This is a genomic window from Streptomyces sp. NPDC026500 (genome assembly GCF_055567635.1).
The window spans coordinates 158,049-178,903 of record NZ_JBVHQB010000004.1; the positions used below are offsets into that span (position 1 = coordinate 158,049).

19 protein-coding genes are annotated in these 20,855 nt (G+C 69.7%); 4 read left to right on the top strand and 15 right to left on the bottom strand.

The features are described 5' to 3' along the window. Positions 1–161: 161 nt before the first annotated feature. Together ACZ4N5_RS08965 and ACZ4N5_RS08970 are read right to left on the bottom strand one after the other, a co-directional pair. Complete coding sequence (locus ACZ4N5_RS08965; protein WP_467756436.1) at positions 162–1,517, bottom strand: replication-associated recombination protein A; 1,356 nt, start codon at positions 1,515–1,517, stop codon at positions 162–164. 79 nt (positions 1,518–1,596) lie between these two features. After that, on the bottom strand, positions 1,597–2,232 hold the full coding sequence (locus ACZ4N5_RS08970; RefSeq protein ID WP_467756437.1) for a vitamin K epoxide reductase family protein: 636 nt from the start codon (positions 2,230–2,232) through the stop codon (positions 1,597–1,599). Between the two features lie 138 nt (positions 2,233–2,370). Between ACZ4N5_RS08970 and ACZ4N5_RS08975 the strand changes: the two genes are divergently transcribed. Next, positions 2,371–3,237, top strand: coding sequence for an ABC transporter ATP-binding protein (locus ACZ4N5_RS08975; RefSeq protein WP_467756438.1), 867 nt, complete (start codon positions 2,371–2,373; stop codon positions 3,235–3,237). Further along, on the top strand, positions 3,234–4,079 hold the full coding sequence (locus ACZ4N5_RS08980; RefSeq protein ID WP_467756439.1) for an ABC transporter permease: 846 nt from the start codon (positions 3,234–3,236) through the stop codon (positions 4,077–4,079). The genes ACZ4N5_RS08975 and ACZ4N5_RS08980 overlap by 4 nt, the downstream gene beginning before the upstream one ends. A 246-nt stretch (positions 4,080–4,325) precedes the next feature. Here ACZ4N5_RS08980 and hisS read toward each other — a convergent pair whose 3' ends face one another. Both hisS and ACZ4N5_RS08990 read right to left on the bottom strand, forming a co-directional pair. Continuing rightward, on the bottom strand, positions 4,326–5,588 hold the full coding sequence (gene hisS, locus ACZ4N5_RS08985; RefSeq protein WP_467756440.1) for a histidine--tRNA ligase: 1,263 nt from the start codon (positions 5,586–5,588) through the stop codon (positions 4,326–4,328). A 10-nt stretch (positions 5,589–5,598) separates the two neighbouring features. Next, positions 5,599–6,321 (bottom strand): MBL fold metallo-hydrolase, encoded by a 723-nt coding sequence (locus ACZ4N5_RS08990; protein WP_467756441.1) that lies wholly within the window; start codon positions 6,319–6,321, stop codon positions 5,599–5,601. 180 nt (positions 6,322–6,501) lie between these two features. On the opposite strand from ACZ4N5_RS08990, the gene ACZ4N5_RS08995 reads away from it, so the two are divergent. After that, positions 6,502–7,320: a peptidylprolyl isomerase gene (locus ACZ4N5_RS08995; protein WP_467756442.1), complete on the top strand. Its 819-nt coding sequence runs from the start codon at positions 6,502–6,504 to the stop codon at positions 7,318–7,320. A gap of 134 nt (positions 7,321–7,454) precedes the next feature. Next, on the top strand, positions 7,455–8,684 hold the full coding sequence (locus tag ACZ4N5_RS09000; protein ID WP_467756443.1) for a DUF349 domain-containing protein: 1,230 nt from the start codon (positions 7,455–7,457) through the stop codon (positions 8,682–8,684). Positions 8,685–8,800: 116 nt separating this feature from the next. Here ACZ4N5_RS09000 and ACZ4N5_RS09005 read toward each other — a convergent pair whose 3' ends face one another. The 11 genes from ACZ4N5_RS09005 to pdxS all read right to left on the bottom strand — a co-directional run bounded on the left by ACZ4N5_RS09005 (position 8,801) and on the right by pdxS (position 20,727). Next, complete coding sequence (locus ACZ4N5_RS09005; RefSeq protein WP_467756444.1) at positions 8,801–11,365, bottom strand: RelA/SpoT family protein; 2,565 nt, start codon at positions 11,363–11,365, stop codon at positions 8,801–8,803. A gap of 231 nt (positions 11,366–11,596) precedes the next feature. Next, complete coding sequence (locus ACZ4N5_RS09010; RefSeq protein ID WP_467756445.1) at positions 11,597–12,136, bottom strand: adenine phosphoribosyltransferase; 540 nt, start codon at positions 12,134–12,136, stop codon at positions 11,597–11,599. Then, positions 12,133–13,248: a protein translocase subunit SecF gene (gene secF, locus ACZ4N5_RS09015; RefSeq protein ID WP_467756446.1), complete on the bottom strand. Its 1,116-nt coding sequence runs from the start codon at positions 13,246–13,248 to the stop codon at positions 12,133–12,135. Before secF ends, ACZ4N5_RS09010 begins: the two co-directional genes overlap by 4 nt. 1 nt (position 13,249) lies before the next feature. Continuing rightward, a complete protein-coding gene (gene secD / locus ACZ4N5_RS09020; RefSeq protein WP_467756447.1) occupies positions 13,250–15,007 on the bottom strand; it encodes a protein translocase subunit SecD in 1,758 nt (585 codons plus the stop codon). 141 nt (positions 15,008–15,148) lie between these two features. Beyond that, a complete protein-coding gene (gene yajC, locus ACZ4N5_RS09025) occupies positions 15,149–15,670 on the bottom strand; it encodes a preprotein translocase subunit YajC (protein ID WP_467756448.1) in 522 nt (173 codons plus the stop codon). 163 nt (positions 15,671–15,833) lie between these two features. Beyond that, positions 15,834–16,928 (bottom strand): Holliday junction branch migration DNA helicase RuvB, encoded by a 1,095-nt coding sequence (gene ruvB, locus ACZ4N5_RS09030; protein ID WP_467756449.1) that lies wholly within the window; start codon positions 16,926–16,928, stop codon positions 15,834–15,836. Between the two features lie 95 nt (positions 16,929–17,023). Continuing rightward, on the bottom strand, positions 17,024–17,635 hold the full coding sequence (ruvA, locus tag ACZ4N5_RS09035) for a Holliday junction branch migration protein RuvA (protein ID WP_467756450.1): 612 nt from the start codon (positions 17,633–17,635) through the stop codon (positions 17,024–17,026). Next, complete coding sequence (ruvC, locus tag ACZ4N5_RS09040) at positions 17,632–18,228, bottom strand: crossover junction endodeoxyribonuclease RuvC (protein ID WP_467756451.1); 597 nt, start codon at positions 18,226–18,228, stop codon at positions 17,632–17,634. Before ruvC ends, ruvA begins: the two co-directional genes overlap by 4 nt. Positions 18,229–18,373: 145 nt before the next feature. Beyond that, entirely contained in the window at positions 18,374–19,126 is a 753-nt protein-coding gene (locus ACZ4N5_RS09045) for a YebC/PmpR family DNA-binding transcriptional regulator (protein ID WP_467756452.1), read from the bottom strand. Between the two features lie 76 nt (positions 19,127–19,202). After that, positions 19,203–19,808, bottom strand: a complete 606-nt coding sequence (gene pdxT / locus ACZ4N5_RS09050; protein ID WP_351130312.1) for a pyridoxal 5'-phosphate synthase glutaminase subunit PdxT — start codon at positions 19,806–19,808, stop codon at positions 19,203–19,205. Between the two features lie 4 nt (positions 19,809–19,812). Continuing rightward, positions 19,813–20,727, bottom strand: a complete 915-nt coding sequence (gene pdxS / locus ACZ4N5_RS09055) for a pyridoxal 5'-phosphate synthase lyase subunit PdxS (protein WP_467756724.1) — start codon at positions 20,725–20,727, stop codon at positions 19,813–19,815. Between the last annotated feature and the right edge of the window lie 128 nt (positions 20,728–20,855).

Below are 20,855 nucleotides of genomic sequence, written 5' to 3' on the forward strand. Positions count from 1 at the left end.
GAAAACCGGGTGGTGGTGGGCTGCCCGCGACACCTTCGACGGTGCGCGACGCTCCTGGAATCCCCCCGTGGAGGCAGGGGCTCCGGCTGGATGTCCCGTTCTGGTGGTGCCGACCGGAGCCGGACACGGGACGCAGCGCTTCGAGCCATGCTACAGGGTGCTCAGGACCGCCCTCTACCGAGGTGTTTCCTGGTCCACTCCACCGCGTCCGCGTATCGCGCCTCGGCACCGTGCCGGGTCGGGGTGTAGTACTCCCGGTCCGTGAGCTCCTCGGGCGCGTACTGCTGGGCGGCGATGCCTTGGGGCAGGTCGTGCGGATACACGTAGCCCTGGGCGTGCCCGAGCTTGGCCGCGCCCTTGTAGTGCCCGTCGCGCAGATGCGTCGGCACCGGACCCGCGTGGCCCTTGCGCACGTCCTCCATGGCGGCGCCGATGGCCATGGTCGCGGCGTTGGACTTCGGGGCCAGGGCGAGGGCGATCGTGGCGTGGCTGAGGGTGAGCGCGGCCTCGGGGAAGCCGATCATCGCGACGGCCTGGGCGGCGGCGACGGCTATGGGCAGCGCGTTCGGGTCGGCGAGGCCGATGTCCTCGCTGGCGGAGATCATCAGACGGCGGGCGATGAAGCGGGGGTCCTCGCCCGCCTCGATCATCCGGGCCAGGTAGTGCAGGGCGGCGTCCACGTCGGAGCCGCGGATGGACTTGATGAGCGCGCTCGCCACGTCGTAGTGCTGGTCGCCGTCGCGGTCGTACTTCACGGCGGCGCGGTCGACCGTCTCCTCCAGCGTCTGGAGGGTGAGCTCCGGCTCGCCCTTGTCGAGGGCCGCGCCGGCCGCGGCCTCCAGGGCGGTCAGGGCACGGCGGGCGTCACCGCCTGCGATCCGCAGCAGGTGCTCCTCGGCGTCCCCGGGCAGGGTGACGGCTTCCTTGAGACCGCGCTCCGCGGCGAGTGCCCGGCGCAGCAGGGCGCGCAGGTCGTCGTCGGTGAGCGGTTCGAGGGTGAGGAGGAGGGAGCGCGAGAGGAGCGGCGAGATCACCGAGAAGTACGGGTTCTCGGTGGTCGCGGCGATCAGCGTCACCCAGCGGTTCTCCACGGCCGGGAGCAGGGAGTCCTGCTGGGCCTTGCTGAAGCGGTGGATCTCGTCCAGGAAGAGGACGGTCTCCTTGCCGAAGCCGCCGGTGGCGCGGCGGGCGCCGTCGATGACCGCGCGCACTTCCTTGACGCCCGCGGTGATCGCGGAGAGCTCCACGAAGCGCTTGTCGGTGGCCTTGGAGACGACGTACGCGAGGGTCGTCTTGCCGGTGCCCGGCGGGCCCCAGAGGATCACCGAGGACGGTCCGGCCGGGCCACCGCTGCCCTCGGCGACGAGTCTGCGCAGGGGCGAGCCCGGCTTCAGCAGATGCTGCTGCCCCACGACCTCGTCGAGGGTGCGCGGGCGCATCCGCACCGCCAGGGGACTGCTGGACGGGTCCTTCTCCTGGCGTTCTTCTGCCGCGGCGGTGAACAGGTCGGGCTCCACGTCCAAAACCCTATGTCACCCCACTGACAATCCCCGCAGGGCCGTCGGTCAGCTGGTCCGACGATCCCCCGCAGGCCCGTCAGCTGGTCCAGAAGTCCCACCAGCGGGTCAGGATCAGCATGCCGATGATGCCGATGTGCAGCGTCGGCAGGACCCAGGTGAACTCGCCGAAGAAGCTCTTGATCCAGCGCGGGGCGGGCAGGAAGCCGTTGCGGACGTTGAAGGAGGTCACGTACCAGAACATGGTGATCGTGGCGACCCAGGCCAGGCTGCACCACAGGCAGAGCGAGTTGATCCGGTACAGCGACTGGAACTGGAGCCAGGTGCAGAACGCGACCCCGAAGAGCGTGCCGACGTTGAACGTCAGCCAGTACCAGCGCGGGAAGGTGGCCCGCGCGAGCAGGCTCACGCCGACGCAGATCACGATGCCGTAGGCGACGAGCCCCATCATGGGGTTCGGGAAGCCGAAGGCCGAGGCCTGGGCGCTCTTCATGATGTTGCCGCAGGAGACGACCGGGTTCAGGCTGCACCCGGGCACGAAGTTCGGGTTCTCCAGTAGCTTGAACTTGTCGATCGTGATGACCCACGCGGCGAGCAGACCGGCGGCGCCCGTGATCACCAGCAGCAGGGCGAGGGCACGGCTGCCGCCGACCGTCCGGGGAGCGGCGGGGCGTTCCTGGTCGGTCGGGACGTCGTTGACTGTCGTCTTGCTCATCACGCCGTTTCCGTAGCTTCGAAGGGGCCTGCGGGCAGGCTCATTGTGCCGCACGCGCCCGCCTGTCCACCGTTCGGTGGGCATAAGAAGGTACGCACGGCCGCCCCGGAGTGTTCGGTTCGGGGGATGCTCGTCGGCATGACAACACACGCGGACCAACTCGCGGTGGACGTACGGGGGCTGCGCAAGCAGTACGGGGACGTGACCGCCGTCGACGGCATCGATCTCGACATCCGGCAGGGCGAGGTCTTCGGGCTGCTCGGACCGAACGGCGCGGGCAAGAGCACCACCGTGGAGATCCTTCAGGGCAATCGCCGGCGGGACGCGGGCGAGGTCTCGGTGCTCGGCTCGGACCCGGCGACGGGCACGCGCGCGTGGCGCTCGCGCGTCGGAATCGTCTGGCAGGACGAATCCGCGCCCGCCGAGTTGACGGTGGGCGAGACTGTGCGGCATTTCTCCCGTTATTACCCGAATCCTCGTGACCCTGAGGAAGTCATCGGCCTGGTCGGTCTGGAGGAGAAGGCGGGCAGCAGGATCAAGTCGCTGTCGGGCGGTCAGCGCCGGCGCCTCGACGTGGCCCTCGGCGTGATCGGCGGTCCCGAACTGCTGCTCCTGGACGAGCCGACCACGGGCTTCGATCCGGCGGCGCGACGGCAGTTCTGGGAGCTGATCCGCAAGCTGGCCGACGAGGGCACCACCATCCTCCTGACCACGCACTACCTGGAGGAGGCGGAAGCCCTCGCGAACCGGCTGGCGGTCATCGCGCGGGGCCGGGTCGTCGCCGAGGGCGAACCGGCCGCGCTGCGCGAGCGCTTCGGCACCGAGGCCACGGTCGAGTGGACGGAGGCCGACGGCAGCCCGCGCAGCGAGCGCACGGAGACCCCCACCAGGACGGTCGCCGAGCTCACGCACCGCTTCGACGGGGAGATCCCGGGACTCCGGGTGAGCCGCCCCACTTTGGAGGACGTCTATCTGCGACTGACCGGCCTGGAGGACGCGCGATGACCACGACCGACGTACGCCTGCGGACGAAGACCGCAAACGGCCGGCTGCCCGGTGCCTGGGGGCTGGGACTGCGGCGCGGGGCTCTGGAGATCAGGCAGTTCTTCCGCCAGCGCGACCAGGTGGTGTTCACCTTCGCCTTCCCGGTCGTCTTCCTGTTCCTGTTCGCCTCGATCTTCAGCAACGACGTGAAGGGCGCGGGCATCACCGCCTCCCAGCTGTACGTCCCGGCGATGATGGCCGCGGGCATCATGTCGACCAGCTTCCAGTCCCTCGGCATCTCGATCGCGATCGAACGGGACGAGAAGGTGCTGCGCCGACTGCGCGGCACACCGATGCCGCCGGCCGCGTACTTCTTCGGCAAGATATGGCTGGTACTCGTGACCGGCGCCCTGGAGACGGCGATCCTGCTCCTCGTCGGCACCACGCTGTACGACGTCGACCTGCCCTCGGACCTCGGCAAGTGGGCGGACTTCGGCTGGATCTTCGTCCTGGGTCTCACGGCCTGCGCCCTGCTCGGCATCGCGATCAGCTCGGTCCCGAAGTCGGGCAGGAGCGCCACATCGGTGGTCGTCCTGCCCTTCCTGGTGCTCCAGTTCATCTCCGGCGTCTACATCTCCGTCGACACCATCCCGGACTGGATGCTGAACATCGGCGCGCTGTTCCCCCTCAAGTGGATGTGCCAGGGGCTGCGCGGGGTGTTCCTGCCCGATTCCGCCAAGGTTCTGGAGCAGGCGGGCGACTGGGAGTTCGGACGGATCGCCCTGGTGCTCGGGGCGTGGTGCGTCGGAGGACTGCTGCTGTGTCTGCTGACTTTCCGCTGGAAGAGCCGTCGCGACGGATGACAACTCCGCCCGCGCTCCCCGCCCCTCACCGCTCCGGCGTCCCATCCGCTGCGGGGCTTCGGGAAGTCGGGGGTGGAGGACCGGACGGCCGCGGTGATGTGCGCGATGTCCTTCGGGTTGCCGGAGTGGGGCTCCGGCCCCGTGCCCCGCGGCTCCGCCGACGCTTGAGGGGCTGACGGATGTCAGCCCCTCAAGCGTTCGGGCGGGCGGTCCCGGGGACTGGACCCCGGCCGGGACGAGAGCTGCTCAGCTCAGGCGCGACCGCAGCTCGGCCGCGATCTCGGTGACGGCGACCGCCGTCTGCTCCCCGGACTCCATGTCCTTCAACTGCACGACGCCCTCGGCGAGATCACGCTCACCGGCGACGATCGTGAAGCGGGCCCCGCTGCGATTCGCGTTCTTCATCGCGCCCTTGAGCCCCTTCCCGCCGTACGAGAAGTCGGCGGCGACACCGGCCTTGCGCAGCTCGGTGACCACACCGAAGAGCACTCGCCGGGCCTCCTCCCCGAGCGGCACCGCGAACACGCTGGTGGCCGCGGGGAGTTCGAGCTCCACGCCCTCCGCCTCCAGCGCCAGCACCGTACGGTCGACGCCCAGCGCCCAGCCGACGGACGGCAGTTCGGGGCCGCCGATCATCTCGGACAGCCCGTCGTAACGGCCACCGCCGCCGACCGCGGACTGCGAGCCCAGACCGTCGTGCACGAACTCGAAGGTGGTGCGGGTGTAGTAGTCGAGGCCGCGCACCAGCTTCGGGTCGTCCTCGAAGGAGACACCCGCGGCCGTGATCAGGTCGCGCACCTCCTCGTGGTACGCCTTGCAGGCGTCACAGAGGTAGTCGCGCAGCAACGGCGCCCCGCCCAGCTGCTTCTGGACGTCCTCGCGCTTGTCGTCGAGCACGCGCAGCGGGTTGATCTCCGCACGGCGCAGCGTGTCCTCGTCGAGGTCCAGGCCGCGCAGGAAGTCCTGCAGCGCGGCCCGGTAGACGGGGCGGCACTCCTTGTCGCCCAGGCTGTTCAGCAGGATGCGGAAGTTCCGCAGGCCCAGCGACCGGTACGCCTGGTCCGCCAGGATGATCAGCTCGGCGTCGAGCGCCGGGTCCTCGGCTCCGATCGCCTCGGCGCCCACCTGGGAGAAGTGGCGGTAACGCCCCTTCTGGGGACGCTCGTAGCGGTAGTACGACCCCGAGTACCAGAGCTTGACGGGGAGGTTGCCCGCCTTGTGCAGGTTGGCCTCCAGGGCAGCCCGCAGCACGGAGGCGGTGCCCTCGGGACGCAGGGCCAGCCTGTCGCCGCCCTTGGTCTCGAAGGCGTACATCTCCTTGGTCACGATGTCGGTGGACTCACCGACACCGCGCGCGAACAGTTCGACGTTCTCGAAGCCGGGCGTCTCGATGTAGCCGTAGCCGGAGTTGCGCAGCGGCGCGGCGATGGCCTCGCGGACCGCGAGGTACTTGGCGCTGTCCGGCGGAATCAGGTCGTACGTGCCCTTGGGGGCCTGGAAGGTACTCACGGAAGTCTCGTCACATTCCTCGTCGAGGAGCGGAGGTCGGGTCCGCCCCGCGTTCTTGGCGGCTCGCCGCCACCTGCCGCAGATACGGGTTGGTGGCGCGCTCCTGGCCGATGGTCGTCTGGGCGCCGTGGCCGGACAGCACCACGGTCGAGTCGTCGAGCGGCAGGCACACACGGCCCAGCGAGTCGAGCATGTCGTCCATGTCGCCGCCGGGCAGGTCGGTGCGTCCGATGGAGCCGGCGAAGAGCAGATCCCCGGAGAAGAACACGGACGGGATCTCCGCGCTCTCGGGCATCCGGAACGTCACCGACCCCTTCGTATGGCCCGGCGCGTGCGCGACGGAGAGGTCGAGGCCCGCCAGCTTCAGCTCGGCGCCGTCGGTCAGCGTCCGCACGTCGTCGGGCTCCCCCACTGTCAGCTCGCCCATCAGCGGCATTCCGATCGATCGGCCGAGCGCCCGCTCGGGGTCGCTCATCATGTACCGGTCCTCGGGGTGGATCCAGGCCGGCACGTCGTGCGCTCCGCACACCGGGACGACCGAGGCGACATGGTCGATGTGGCCATGGGTGAGGATGACCGCGACGGGCTTGAGCCGATGCTTCTTGAGCGCGTCCTCGACTCCCTGGGCGGCCTGATGGCCCGGGTCGATGATCACGCACTCCTCACCCGCGGCGGGGGCGACCAGGTAACAGTTGGTCCCCCAGGCCCCGGCGGGGAACCCGGCAATGAGCACGATCGTCCTTCGTGGTGGCGTACGCGCTGGTGTCGTACGGGGCGGGTGGCTGTGGATCAGAGCCTACCGGCGCTGCCGATTCCTCAGCGAACCCATATACGGTACGGGGCACACGCAGGCGGTCGGCTCACGAGACGCACGCGTCCCACACGACGTACGAGACGCACGAGGAGAAACCCGGTGGTCAGCCAGGAACAGCGGCGGCGTCAGCTCGCCCGGGAGAAGTTCTTGCGACAGCAGCAGCGCCGCACATCGGCGCGACGCAGGACCCATACACGCAACGCGGTGATCGCGGCGGTCGTCGGCGTGGTCGTCGCGGGCGGTGCGGCGTCGTACTTGACCGGGGCCTTCAAGAGCGACGACAAGAAGGCCAATGCGGGCGCCGAGGTGACACCGAGCGCCACGCCGAGCAAGGCGCCCGACCCGTGCGAGAAGCCCGCCGCGGGCGCGGTGAAGCCGCTCACCTGGAAGAAGGAGCCGGCGGTCACCATCGACACGTCGGCGGCCTACACCATGAAGATGGCGACGACGTGCGGTGACATCGACATCGCTCTCAACGCGTCCGCCGCCCCGCACACGGTGAACTCGTTCGACTTCCTCGCCGGCAAGGGTTACTTCGACCACACCAAGTGCCACCGGCTCACCACCAACGGCATCTACGTGCTGCAGTGCGGTGACCCGACGGCCCAGGGCTCCGGCGGTCCCGGCTACACGATCCCGGACGAGAACCTCAAGGACAAGACGCTCAAGGGCGGCGTGTACCCGGCGGGCACGATCGCCATGGCCAACACCGGCCAGAAGCACACCGGCGGCAGCCAGTACTTCCTGGTCTACCAGGACAGTCAGCTTCCGCCCAGTTACACACCGTTCGGAACTATTTCCAAGTCCGGCATGACGGTCCTGAAGAAGATCGCGGCCGCCGGCGAGAGCACGGGCCAGGGCGACGGCGCCCCCAACGCGACCGTCGTCATCAACAAGCTGACCGTGACGAAATCCTGACCGTCAGCTGCTGAATTTCGGTCGCGCGGGATGCGGACAGCCGCCCCGCCGGTCGCCTATGTTGGCCGTGACGAAACTGTGGACGATGCCAGGGGGCGTGACGCCCCTCACAGGCATCATGTGGAGGAGGCGCTGTGAGCAGCGACCCGTGGGGCCGCGTCGACGAGACGGGGACCGTGTACGTGCGTACGGCCGACGGCGAGCAGGTCGTCGGTTCCTGGCAGGCCGGCTCCCCCGATGAGGCGCTGGCCTACTTCGAGCGCAAGTACGAGGGCCTGGTGGTCGAGATCGGCCTCCTCGAAAAGCGAGTGAAGACCACCGACCTGTCGGCGAAGGACGCCCAGACGGCCATCGATCACATCCGCGAGCAGGTGGTCGCCCACCACGCGGTCGGCGATCTGGACGCGCTGAAGGTGCGGCTGGACAAGCTCGTGGAGACGGTCGACGCGCGCCGTGAGGAACGCAAGGTCCAGCGGGCCAAGCAGTCCGACGAGGCGCGGCACGCCAAGGAGGCGCTGGTCGTCGAGGCCGAGGAGCTGGCGCAGAGCGACCAGTGGCGGGCGGCCGGTGAGCGGCTGCGCGCGCTGGTGGACACGTGGAAGGGGCTGCCGCGACTCGACCGCAAGTCGGACGACGAGCTGTGGCACCGCTTCTCGCATGCCCGCTCGGCGTTCTCCAAGCGGCGCAAGGCGCACTTCGCCTCGCTGGACGCGCAGCGCGAGGAGGCCCGCAAGACCAAGGAGAAGCTGGTCGCCGAGGCCGAGGCGCTGTCCGGCTCGTCGGACTGGGGCCCGACGGCGGCCCGTTACCGCGAGCTGATGACGGACTGGAAGTCCGCGGGCCGCGCCCAGCGCGAGCACGAGGACGACCTGTGGAACCGCTTCCGCGGCGCCCAGGACGTGTTCTTCGCGGCGCGCGGCTCGGTCTTCGCCGAGCGCGACGCGGAGCAGACGGAGAACCTGAAGCTCAAGGAGGAGCTGGCCGAGGAGGCCGAGAAGCTCGTCCCGGTGCAGGACCTGAAGGCGGCCCGTGCGGCCTTCCGTTCCATCAACGAGCGCTGGGAGGCCATCGGTCACGTGCCGCGCGACGCCCGCCCGAAGGTCGAGGGCCGGATGCACGCGGTGGAGCGGGCCCTCCAGGAGTCGGAGGAGACCGAGTGGCGCCGGACGAACCCGGAGGCACGCGCGCGTGCCGAGGGTCTGACCGGTCAGCTGCAGGCCGCCGTGGACAAGCTCCAGGGGCAGATCGAGGCGGCGCGCTCCGCGGGCAACACCGCGAAGGCCGACAAGCTCCAGAGGGAGCTGGACGGCCGTCAGGCGCTGCTGGACCAGGCGCTGAAGGGTCTTCAGGAATTCGGCGGCTGATCGGACAGAAGTTCGGCGGCTGATCCGCCGGACGACACGCGAAGGGGCTCCCGTACGCACCGTACGGGAGCCCCTTCGTGCGGTGCCCGGCCGTGCGGCCGGGCGGACGGCGGGTGTCAGGCCTCGGAGGGCCTGCGGGCCGATGTCACGCGGTACACGTCGTAGACGCCCTCCACGCCCCGTACGGCCTTCAGGACGTGTCCCAGGTGCTTGGGATCACCCATCTCGAAGGTGAAGCGGGAGGTGGCGACACGGTCGCGGGAGGTCTGGACGGCCGCGGACAGGATGTTCACGTGCTGGTCGGACAGGACGCGGGTGACGTCCGACAGGAGCCGGGACCGATCCAGGGCCTCGACCTGTATGGCGACCAGGAAGACCGAGGACTGGGTGGGCGCCCACTCGACCTCGAGGATGCGTTCGGGCTCACGCGAGAGCGAGTCGACGTTGACGCAGTCGCTGCGGTGAACCGATACACCGCTTCCACGGGTGACGAATCCGATGATCGGGTCACCCGGCACCGGCGTACAGCACCGGGCGAGCTTGACCCACACGTCGTCGACGCCCTTGACGACCACACCGGGGTCGTTGTTGCTGCGCCGCTTGCGGCCTCGGCCCCGCGCGGGCGGTACGGACTCGTCGATCTCCTCGGTGGCCGCCTCCTCGCCGCCGAGCGCCTGGACGAGTTTCTGGACGACGCTCTGGGCGGTGACATGGCCCTCGCCGATCGCCGCGTACAGGGACGAGATGTCGGGGTAGCGCATCTCGTGCGCGAGGGTGACCAGGGAGTCGCCCGTGAGGATGCGCTGGATCGGCAGATTCTGCTTGCGCATCGCGCGGGCGATGGCGTCCTTGCCGTGCTCGATCGCCTCGTCGCGGCGTTCCTTGGAGAACCAGGCGCGGATCTTGTTGCGGGCGCGCGGCGACTTCACGAAGCCGAGCCAGTCGCGGGAGGGGCCCGCGCCGGCCGCCTTGGAGGTGAAGACCTCCACCAGGTCGCCGTTGTCCAGGGTGGATTCGAGCGGCACCAGGCGTCCGTTGACCCGTGCCCCTATGGTCCGGTGGCCGACCTCCGTGTGGACCGCGTACGCGAAGTCGACCGGCGTGGCACCGGCCGGAAGCGCTATGACGTCGCCCTTGGGAGTGAAGACGAAGACCTCGTTGCGCGACAGGTCGAAACGCAGGGACTCCAGGAACTCGCTGGGGTCCTCGGTCTCCTTCTGCCAGTCGAGCAACTGGCGCAGCCACGCCATGTCGTTGACGGTGTCCTGGCCCGCGCTGCCCTTGGCCGCCCGGGGCACGTCTGTGCGGATCTTGGAAGAGCCGGCGACGGTCTCCTGCTTGTACTTCCAGTGCGCGGCGATGCCGTACTCGGCGCGGCGGTGCATGTCGAACGTACGGATCTGGAGCTCGACGGGCTTGCCGTTGGGGCCGATGACCGTCGTGTGCAGCGACTGGTACATGTTGAACTTCGGCATCGCGATGTAGTCCTTGAACCGGCCGGGGACCGGGTTCCATCGCGCGTGCACGGTGCCGAGGGCCGCGTAGCAGTCGCGGACGGTGTCCACGAGGACGCGGATGCCCACCAGGTCGTAGATCTCCGCGAAGTCACGGCCGCGGACGATCATCTTCTGGTAGACGCTGTAGTAGTGCTTCGGGCGGCCGGTGACGGTCGCCTTGATGCGGGCCGCGCGCAGGTCGGACTGGACCTCGTCGGTCACTATGGCGAGGTACTCGTCGCGCTTGGGGGCACGCTCGGCGACCAGACGCACGATCTCGTCGTACATCTTGGGGTAGAGGATCGCGAAGGCGAGGTCCTCCAGCTCCCACTTGATGGTGTTCATGCCCAGGCGGTGGGCGAGCGGCGCGTAGATCTCCAGGGTCTCGCGCGCCTTCTTCTCCTGCTTCTCGCGCTTGAGGTAGCGCATGGTGCGCATGTTGTGGAGGCGGTCGGCGAGCTTGATGACCAGGACGCGGGGGTCCTTCGCCATGGCGACGACCATCTTGCGCACGGTCTCGGCCTGGGCGGCCTCGCCGAACTTGACCTTGTCCAGCTTGGTGACGCCGTCGACGAGCAGCCCGACCTGGTCGCCGAAGTCGCGGCGCAGGGTGTCGAGGCCGTACTCGGTGTCCTCGACGGTGTCGTGCAGGAGACCGGCCATGAGCGTCGCCGGGTCCATGCCCAGCTCGGCCAGGATGGTGGTGACGGCGAGCGGGTGCGTGATGTACGGGTCGCCGCTCTTGCGCTTCTGGCCTCGGTGCCAGCGCTCGGCGACCTGGTAGGCCTTCTCGATCTGCCGGAGCGTCGCCGTCTCGATCTTGGGGTCGTTGCTGCGCACTATCCGCAGCAGGGGCTCCAGAACCGGGTTGTACGGGTTCGAGCGCTGGACGCCGAGACGGGCGAGCCGGGCGCGGACGCGGTTGGAGGATCCGCCGGAGCGTGTGGGCTGACCTGCCGCGGGACGGACCGCCGGGGTGTTCGCGGGGCGCTCGGGCGAGGCCGGCTTGGGACGTGGCTCCTCGGCCGCCGTGTCGTCGGGCGCGGCCTGGGCGTGCTCGACCGGCCCGCTCGCGACGTTCCGTGCGGGCGTCTCCGCGGGGCCCGAGGCGGGCTCGGGCTGGGTGGAGGCGGTTCGCCCCAGGCGTTCCGCGCTGGGGGCGAGTGGCTGGGCCTCGTCTGGCAAGAGGGCTCCTCGTGCGCGATCCGGGTCCCCCGGTCAGGCTCCGGAAACCCCATGGTAGCGATCCTTCGCGCCGGACTCGCTGTCGGCCGCCGGGGGCGGCCTCGTACAGAAGGAACGCCAGAGGCGGGCGCCGGATTCCTCCGGGCCCGCCTCCACGGTGTCCTACGGGTGTCTCAGGCCTTTCGGGTGCCTCTCCCGGGACTGTCCTCCCGGGTGGTGAGCGGACGGGCCTCAGATCGTGAGGAGCGCCTGCAGGGGAGCGCCGGCCAGAGCCGGCTCCAGACGGCCGCGGCCGCCCAGGAATCCCAGCTCCATCAGCACGGCGACGCCCGCGACCTCGGCGCCCGCCCGGCGGATGAGCTGGAGCGAGGCCTCGGCGGTGCCGCCGGTGGCGAGGACGTCGTCGACGACCAGCACGCGGTCGGCCGCGCTCAGGTCCTCGGCGTGCACCTCGATCTCGGCGGAGCCGTACTCCAGGTCGTACGCCTGCGACAGGGTCGCTCCGGGGAGCTTGCCCGCCTTGCGCACGGGGATGAAGCCGAGCCCTGCCTGGACGGCGACCGGCGCTCCGAGGATGAAGCCACGGGCCTCCAGGCCGACGATCTTGGTGGCTCCGTTGCGCACGGCGATGTCCGCCAGGGCGCCGGTCAGCGCGCCGAACGCGGCCGGGTCGGCCAGGAGCGGGGTGATGTCCTTGAACATCACCCCCGGCTCCGGGTAGTCGGCCACGTCACGGATACGGCTGAACAGCAGCTCTTCGATGCTGGTCATCGGCGCTTTCCCGAAGGCCGGCCGCGGCCGCGGGTGCGGGACGCGGGCTGGTTGCGGGGACCGACGACCGCGGGGGTGACGTCATCCCGGTCGTCGTCCTCGTACGACTCGGTGGCCCGCGGCTCGGGGGACTCGCCCTGGGCGGCCGCCTGGGCCCGCTTGGCGAGGACCCGCTTGCGCAGGGCCTTCATCTGCGGCTCGCGCTCCTTGAGGTCGGCGACGAGCGGCGTGGCGATGAAGATCGAGGAGTACGCGCCGGCCGCGAGGCCGACGAACAGCGACAGCGAGATGTCGTTGAGGACGCCCGCGCCGAGCACGCCGCCACCGATGAACAGCAGTGCGGCGACCGGCAGCAGCGCGACCACCGTGGTGTTGATGGAACGCACCAGGGTGCTGTTGATCGAGCGGTCGGCGACGTCGCTGTAGGTCCAGCGGGTCTGCTTGGTGATGTCCTTGGTCTGCTCCTTGAGGCTGTCGAAGACGACGACCGTGTCGTAGAGCGAGTAACCGAGGATCGTGAGCAGACCGATCACCGTGCCCGGGGTGACCTCGAAGCCGACCAGGGCGTAGATGCCGACCGTGATGGTGATGTCGTGGATCAGGGCGACCAGCGCGGCGATGGCCATGCGCCACTCGAAGGCGATGGCCAGGTAGATCACGACCAGGACCATGAAGATCGCCAGGCCCTCCCAGGCCTTGTTGGCGATCTGGTCACCCCAGCTGGGGCCGACCAGGTCGGCGTTGATCTGCTCGGAGTTGACCTTCAGGTCCGTGGCGAGCTTGTCCTTGATCGCGTCCGACTTGTCGGTGTCGATACCGGCGATCTGGATGCGCAGTCCGCCGTTGCCGAGCTTCTGGACGACCGCGTCGTGGCCGGAGGCCTCTTGTGCGTACGTCTCCGCCTGGCTCACCGAGACACTGGACTTGCCGGTGGTGAAGACGGCGCCGCCCTGGAACTCGATGCCCATGTTCAGGCCTCGCACCGTCAGGCCGAGGATGGCCGTGATGGTGATCAGGATCGAGATGCCGTACCAGATCTTGCGCTTGCCGACGAAGTCGTAACCGATCTCGCCGCGGTGGAGCCGGGCGCCGAGGGTGCCGAGTTTCGACATCTCACGCCTCCTTCGTGTCGACGGGGGCGGACGCGCGACGGGTGCGGCGCAGCGGCGGCTTGGCGCCCAGTCGCTTCGGGTCGAGACCGGACCAGTGGTGGCCCTCAGCGTAGAACTTCCTGCGGGCGAGGAGCGTCATCAGCGGCTTGGTGAAGAAGAACACGACGACGACGTCGAGCACCGTGGTCAGACCGAGGGTGAACGCGAAGCCCTGGACCTTGCCGACGGTGACGATGAAGAGCACCGCGGCGGCGAGGAACGACACGAAGTCGGAGACCAGGATGGTGCGCCGGGCACGCGGCCAGGCACGCTCGACGGCGGGCCGCAGGGAGCGGCCCTCGCGGATCTCGTCCCGGATGCGTTCGAAGAAGACGATGAACGAGTCCGCCGTGATACCGATCGCGACGATCGCACCGCAGACGGCCGGGAGGTTCAGCGCGAAGCCGATGGCCGGGCCGAGCAGCGCCATGAGCACGTAGGTGAGGATCGCGGAGACGCCCAGGGAGGCGATGGCGATGACCGACAGGCCGCGGTAGTAGATCACCAGGTAGAGGACGACCAGGGCGAGGCCGATGGCGCCGGCGATCAGTCCGGCGTGCAGCTGCTCGCCACCGAGCGCGGCGGTCACCGTGGTGACGCTGGACTCCTTGAAGCTGAGCGGCAGCGCGCCGTACTTCAGCATGTTGGCCAGGTCCTGCGCCTCGGTCTGGCTGAAGCTTCCGGAGATCTCCGCGTTGCCGCCGGTCAGCGCCTGGTTGACGAACGGGTCGGAGACGACCTCGCCGTCGAGGACGATGGCGAACTGGTTCTGCGGGGACTGGTTCTGGGCGAGCTTGCCGGTGATGGCGGCGAACTTCTTGGAGCCACCGGACGTGAAGTCCATGGTGACCTTCCAGCCCGCGGCGCTCTGCGTGTCGAAGACGGCGGCGGCCTTCTTGATGTCCGTGCCGGACACCTCGGCCGGGCCGAGCACGTACTTCTGCCACTGGCCCGAGGAGTTCTTGCCACAGGCCACGGTCGGCTCGGTCGGCTTGGCGCCGACACCGGCCGTGGCGCGGGCCGACTTGTCGGCGCAGTTCAGCGCGGCGTACTCGGACTGCAGCTTGGCGGTCGCGGGGTCCACGCTGGCGTTGGCCGAGGGAGCGGCACTGGAGGAGGCCGAGGAGCTCGGGGTGGCGCTCGGCGACGGCGAGGAGCCCGCCTTCAGGGCGTCGGTGACCGCGCGACCCTGGGTGGTGGCGGAGGCCGACGGCGTCGCGGGGGCGGAGGAGGACGAGGTCGCCTTGTCCGTGGACTTGCCGGAGGCACTGCTGGAGGCGCTCGGCGACGGGCTGGCCGACGCGTCGGCCCCGGAGACCTCGGTGGCCAGCACGGGACGGAAGTAGAGCTTGGCGGTGGTGCCGACCTGGTCGCGGGCCTGCTTGGAGTTCGTTCCCTTGGGGATGTTGACAATGATGTTGTCGGAGCCCTGGGTCTGAACCTCGGCCTCGGAGACACCGAGACCGTTGACACGGCGGTTCATGATGTCGACCGCGGTGTTCATGTTGGTCTTGTTGATCGCGTTGGGCTGGCCCGGCTCGTTCTTCGCCGTGAGCGTGATGCTCGTGCCGCCGGCGAGATCGATGCCGAGACGCGGAGTGGTGTGCCCGGAGGCGAACATCCCCCCGGTGAGCGCCGCGATGGCGATCAGGATCAGGGCCAGCGAGCGCCCCGGCCTGCTCTGGGCGCTCGCGCTCCGGCCCTTCTTCGGTGCTGCCACCTTCTCGTACTCCCTCTCGGGCCGCCCTGCGCCGGGTGAGCGCGTGGACGGCCATGCCATGGTGTCGGGACTCCGTGCGAGAACAGCACGTCCCGGGAGATGAGAGGCGCGAGCGGATCGCGCCGCGCTCCCGGGTCGTGACTACTTCGCGTCGGCCTCGCCGTCGGTCTTCTTCGGCTCTGCGTCGTCGACGTCGGAGGCCTGGTCGGCCTTCGCCTCGACGGCCTCGTCGGCCGGCTTGTCCGCCGCGTCCTTCTTGCCGAGGTCGAGGGGCTTGTCGTCGGAGGCGTCGGAAGAGGCGTCGGCGGCGGGCTCGTCGGTCTCGGTGAGGGAGGAGGCGTCGTCCGGCACGACGGTGCCGTCCGCCTTCAGGTCGTGCTCGATGCCGTGGACGATGCGGTTGTACTCGTCGTCCGTGAGGACGGCACCGATCGCGTTCTTCGCGAAGAGCAGGTCCACGCCCGGGGCAGCGTCAAGGAGAACCGTGTCCTCGTTGACCTCCTTGACGGTGGCGTACATACCGCCGATCGTGCGCACGCCGGAGCCGGGCTGCAGCTCGTTGCGCATGGAAGCCGCCTGCTGCTGCTTCTTCTTGGCCGACCGGGTCATCAGGAACATGGCCCCGATGAGCACGATGAACGGGAGGAGGGTCAGAGGACTCACGGGTCGGGACTTCCTTCTTCAACCGCAAAGGTGAGCGGCCTGCTGGATGGGGGTATGTATGCCGTCGACAAGGGCGGCATCGGCGGAGTCTAAGCGAGTCCGCACTCAGGGAACAACGCTCAGCATGGCACCGGGGTTCCTGCCCCGTTACGTGCGCACGCCGTCACGCCCCGAACAGGTCTTCTTGTCCGTTTCCGCCTGCTGACCGGCGGGGTGGCGTGAGGCCGAGATGTACCCATGCCGCGGGTGTCGCCACCCGGCCACGGGGAGTGCGGGCGAGGAGTCCCTCTCGTACGAGGAAGGGCTCGGCGACCTCTTCCACGGTCTCACGCTCCTCCCCCACAGCGACAGCAAGTGTGGACAATCCGACAGGGCCGCCGCCGAAAAGCTTGATCAGGGCTTCGAGGACACCGCGGTCGAGACGGTCCAGTCCCCGGGCGTCGACCTCGTAGACCTTCAGTGCCGCCCCGGCGATCTCCCGGGTGACGATCCCGTCCGCTCTGACCTGCGCGTAGTCGCGTACGCGGCGCAGCAGGCGGTTGGCGATGCGGGGCGTGCCGCGGGAACGGCCCGCGATCTCCGCGGCGCCCTCGGCGCCGATCTCGACGTCCAGGAGGCCGGCGGAGCGGTGGATGACGCGCTCCAGCTCGGCGGGCTCGTAGAACTCCATGTGCCCGGTGAAGCCGAAGCGGTCGCGCAGGGGCGGCGGCAGCAGTCCCGCGCGCGTGGTCGCGCCGACCAGGGTGAAGGGGGGCAGCTCCAACGGGATGGCGGTGGCGCCGGGGCCCTTGCCGACGATGACGTCGACACGGAAGTCCTCCATCGCCATGTAGAGCATCTCCTCGGCGGGCCGGGACATGCGGTGGATCTCGTCGAGGAACAGGACCTCCCCCTCCTGGAGGGAGGAGAGGATCGCGGCGAGGTCTCCGGCGTGCTGGATGGCGGGGCCGCTGGTGATGCGGATGGGGGCGCCCATCTCGGCCGCGATGATCATCGAGAGGGTGGTCTTGCCGAGCCCGGGAGCGCCGGAGAGCAGCACGTGGTCGGCGGTGGCCCCCCGCGCGCGTGCGGCGCGCAGGACCAGGTCGAGCTGCTCGCGGACCTTCTCCTGGCCGATGAACTCGTCCAGGTCCTTGGGGCGCAGCGCGGCCTCGACGGCCTGGTCCTCGCCGTCGGCGACCGATCCCACCAACCGCTCCGCGGCGGGGCCGACGAGCCGCTCGTCGGCGGCTTCGTCTCTCGTGTCGTCCCAGTTCATCGGTGGTGCCTCGTGGTCTCGTGGTGGTGGGGCGGTCGGCGGTGCGGCGGGCGCGGGCCGCACCGGGGCGCGCGCGGCCCGGGGGCCCGGGCCGTTCAGCGTGCTCGGTTCAGGGTCTGCAGGGCGGCCCTGAGGAGCTGGCCGACCTGCGGGGTTCCCTCGGCGGCCTCGGCCTGCGGGGCGACGGCGGAGACCGCCTCGTCGGCCTCGCGGGTCGCGTACCCGAGGCCGACGAGCGCGGCATGCAGCTGGTCGCGCCAGCCGGCGGTGACCGCCGTGCCGATGGCCGGGCCGCCGGGGCCGAGGGGTTCGCCGAGCCGGTCCTTGAGGTCCAGCAGCAGCTTCTGGGCGCCCTTCTTGCCGATGCCGGGGACGGCGATGAGCGCCTTCTCGTCCCCACTGGACACGGCGCGGCGCAGGGCGTCCGGGGTGTGCACGGCGAGCATCGCCTGGGCGAGGCGCGGGCCGACTCCGCTCGCGGTCTGGAGCAGCTCGAAGACCTGGCGCTCGTCGTCGTCGGCGAAGCCGTAGAGGGTGAGCGAGTCCTCGCGGACGACGAGGGAGGTGGCGAGTTTGGCCTGCTGTCCCGTGCGCAGCCCGGAGAGCGTGTTGGGCGTGCACTGGACGGCGATGCCGATGCCGCCGACCTCGACCACCGCTGAGTCGGGGGCGAGGGCGGCGACCGGGCCGCTGACGAAGGCGATCATGCGGTACGGCCTTTCGATGCTTGGTGCGAGGCGTGCGCGGCTGCGGCCTGCTGAAGTCTGTTCTGCGCGACGGGCCGGCCGGGGCCGATCCGTGCGGCGGCCTGCTGGAGCCTGTTCTGGGCGGGGGCGCGCCAGATGTGGCAGATGGCGAGGGCGAGGGCGTCCGCCGCGTCCGCGGGTCTGGGCGGCTCGGCGAGCCGGAGCAGGCGGGTGACCATCGCGCCGACCTGGGCCTTGTCCGCGCGTCCGTTGCCGGTGACGGCGGCCTTGACCTCGCTCGGGGTGTGCAGGGCGACGGGGATGCCGCGCCGGGCCGCGCAGAGCATGGCGACGGCGCTGGCCTGGGCGGTTCCCATCACCGTACGGACGTTGTGCTGGCTGAACACCCGCTCCACGGCGACGTATTCGGGTTCGTACTCGTCGAGCCACTGCTCGATGCCCTGCTCGATGGCGACCAGCCGCAGGCCCAGCTCGGCGTCCGCGGGGGTGCGTACGACTCCGACGCCGCGCATGGTCAGGGGCCGGCCCGCGACTCCCTCGACCACCCCGACACCGCACCGGGTCAACCCGGGGTCAACACCCAGCACCCGCACCCGGGCCCTCCTTCGATTTCACCGGCCGTCGCTGGGAGGTATCCCCAGTTCGTGCAGGCTTTCGTGCAGGCTATCGGGTGCCACTGACAGAGCGACGGGCCGACGGGGGTGTCCCGTCGGCCCGTCGCTCCGTGCAAGCCCTCGATCAGGCGTCGACCTTCTCCATGACCTCGTCGCTGACGTCGAAGTTGGCGAAGACGTTCTGCACGTCGTCGCTGTCCTCCAGGGCGTCGATCAGCTTGAAGATCTTCCGGGCGCCCTCCTCGTCGAGCTCGACCTGCATGGTCGGGACGAAGTTGGCGTCGGCGGAGTCGTAGTCGATGCCGGCGTCCTGGAGCGCGGTGCGCACCGCGACCAGGTCGGTGGCCTCGGAGATGACCTCGAAGGACTCGCCGAGGTCGTTGACCTCTTCGGCGCCCGCGTCGAGCACGGCACCGAGGACGTCGTCCTCGGCCAGCTCGCCCTTGGGGACGATGACGACACCCTTGCGGTTGAAGAGGTACGAGACGGAGCCGGGGTCGGCCATGTTCCCGCCGTTGCGGGTCATGGCGACACGGACGTCCGAGGCCGCGCGGTTGCGGTTGTCGGTGAGGCACTCGATGAGCACGGCGACACCGTTCGGGCCGTAACCCTCGTACATGATCGTCTCGTAGTCCGCGCCACCGGCCTCGAGACCGGCGCCGCGCTTGACCGCGGAGTCGATGTTCTTGTTCGGGACCGAGCTCTTCTTGGCCTTCTGAATGGCGTCGAACAGCGTCGGGTTGCCGGACACGTCGGCGCCGCCCGTGCGGGCCGCGACCTCGATGTTCTTGATCATCTTCGCGAAGAGCTTGCCGCGCTTGGCGTCGATCACGGCCTTCTTGTGCTTCGTCGTAGCCCATTTAGAGTGGCCGGACATCTGCCTGTCTCCTTCGCGTAACCCAACCTGTACGGACTCCCCCAGACATTGGGAGCCTGGGAAGACCCCACAGATCCTACAAGGACGCCGGTGTCCGGTTCGCGCGCACCATGTCGACGAACAAACCGTGAACACGGTGGTCGCCCGTCAGCTCCGGGTGGAACGACGTGGCGAGCGCGTTTCCCTGGCGTACCGCGACGATGTGGCCCTCGTGCTCGGCGAGCACCTCGGCCTCGGCGCCCACGGACTCGACCCAGGGTGCGCGGATGAAGACGCCCTCCACAGGATCGCCCTCGACGCCGCGGACGTCGACCGCCGCCTCGAAGGACTCGTTCTGCCGTCCGAAGGCGTTGCGGCGCACGATCATGTCGATGCCGCCGATCGTCTCCTGGCCCGAGCGCGGGTCGAGGATCTTGTCGGCGAGCATGATCATGCCGGCGCAGGTGCCGTAGACGGGCATGCCGTCGCGGACCCGTGCGCGCAGGGGCTCCATCACTCCGAAGAGGACGGCCAGCTTGGAGATGGTGGTGGACTCGCCGCCGGGGATGACCAGACCGTCGATCTCGGCGAGCTCCTCGGGGCGCCTCACCGGCCTGGCCACGGCGTCCGCCGCGGCCAGGGCGATGAGGTGTTCCCGTACGTCGCCCTGGAGAGCCAGGACGCCAATGACAGGAGTGCTCATGTGACTACCAGCCGCGGTTGGCGTAGCGCTCGGTCTCGGGGAGGGTGTCGCAGTTGATGCCGACCATGGCCTCGCCGAGGTTGCGGGACGCGTCCGCGATGATCTTCGGGTCGTCGTAGAAGGTGGTGGCCTTCACGATGGCGGCGGCGCGCTTGGCCGGGTCGCCGGACTTGAAGATGCCGGAGCCGACGAAGACGCCCTCGGCGCCGAGCTGGCGCATGAGCGCGGCGTCGGCGGGGGTGGCGACACCACCGGCGGAGAACAGGACGACCGGGAGCTTACCGAGCTCGGCGACCTCCTTGACGATCTCGTACGGGGCGCGCAGCTCCTTGGCGGCGGCGTACAGCTCGTTGTTGTCGAAGCCGCGCAGCCTGGCGATCTCGTTCTTGATCTGACGCAGGTGGCGGACGGCCTCGACGACGTTGCCGGTGCCGGCCTCGCCCTTGGAGCGGATCATGGCCGCGCCCTCGGCGATACGGCGCAGGGCCTCGCCCAGGTTGGTGGCGCCGCAGACGAAGGGGGTGGTGAACGCCCACTTGTCGGAGTGGTTGACCTCGTCGGCCGGGGTGAGGACCTCGGACTCGTCGATGTAGTCGACACCGAGGGACTGCAGGACCTGGGCCTCGACGAAGTGGCCGATGCGGGACTTGGCCATCACCGGGATGGAGACCGCTTCGATGATCTCCTCGATCATGTTCGGGTCCGACATCCGGGCGACGCCGCCGTCCTTGCGGATGTCGGCGGGGACCCGCTCCAGGGCCATGACGGCCACGGCGCCGGCGTCCTCGGCGATCTTCGCCTGCTCGGCGTTGACCACGTCCATGATCACGCCGCCCTTGAGCTGCTCGGCCATGCCGCGCTTGACGCGGGCGGTGCCGATCGCGGTGTTCTCAGCGGACTGGGCGGAGTTGGAGAGCATGCTGGACACGGGTTGACCTCACTCGGTGAAAGAGGATTTCTGCACTCCGAGGAAACGCGAGGTGACCAGTCCACTGCAAGGGCCAATGGGGAGGCGGTGGATCGTTTTCGTTCCCGCCCACCCCCGTA

Bases quoted from the DNA above. Each gene is read 5' to 3' on its own strand.
- ACZ4N5_RS08970 (WP_467756437.1), bottom strand. From the start codon at position 2,232: ATGAGCAAGACGACAGTCAACGACGTCCCGACCGACCAGGAACGCCCC.
- ACZ4N5_RS08975 (WP_467756438.1), top strand. From the start codon at position 2,371: ATGACAACACACGCGGACCAACTCGCGGTGGACGTACGGGGGCTGCGC.
- ACZ4N5_RS08980 (WP_467756439.1), top strand. From the start codon at position 3,234: ATGACCACGACCGACGTACGCCTGCGGACGAAGACCGCAAACGGCCGG.
- ACZ4N5_RS09010 (WP_467756445.1), bottom strand. From the start codon at position 12,136: ATGACCAGCATCGAAGAGCTGCTGTTCAGCCGTATCCGTGACGTGGCC.
- secF (WP_467756446.1), bottom strand. From the start codon at position 13,248: ATGTCGAAACTCGGCACCCTCGGCGCCCGGCTCCACCGCGGCGAGATC.
- ruvB (WP_467756449.1), bottom strand. From the start codon at position 16,928: ATGAACTGGGACGACACGAGAGACGAAGCCGCCGACGAGCGGCTCGTC.
- ruvA (WP_467756450.1), bottom strand. From the start codon at position 17,635: ATGATCGCCTTCGTCAGCGGCCCGGTCGCCGCCCTCGCCCCCGACTCA.
- ACZ4N5_RS09045 (WP_467756452.1), bottom strand. From the start codon at position 19,126: ATGTCCGGCCACTCTAAATGGGCTACGACGAAGCACAAGAAGGCCGTG.
- pdxT (WP_351130312.1), bottom strand. From the start codon at position 19,808: ATGAGCACTCCTGTCATTGGCGTCCTGGCTCTCCAGGGCGACGTACGG.
- pdxS (WP_467756724.1), bottom strand. From the start codon at position 20,727: ATGCTCTCCAACTCCGCCCAGTCCGCTGAGAACACCGCGATCGGCACC.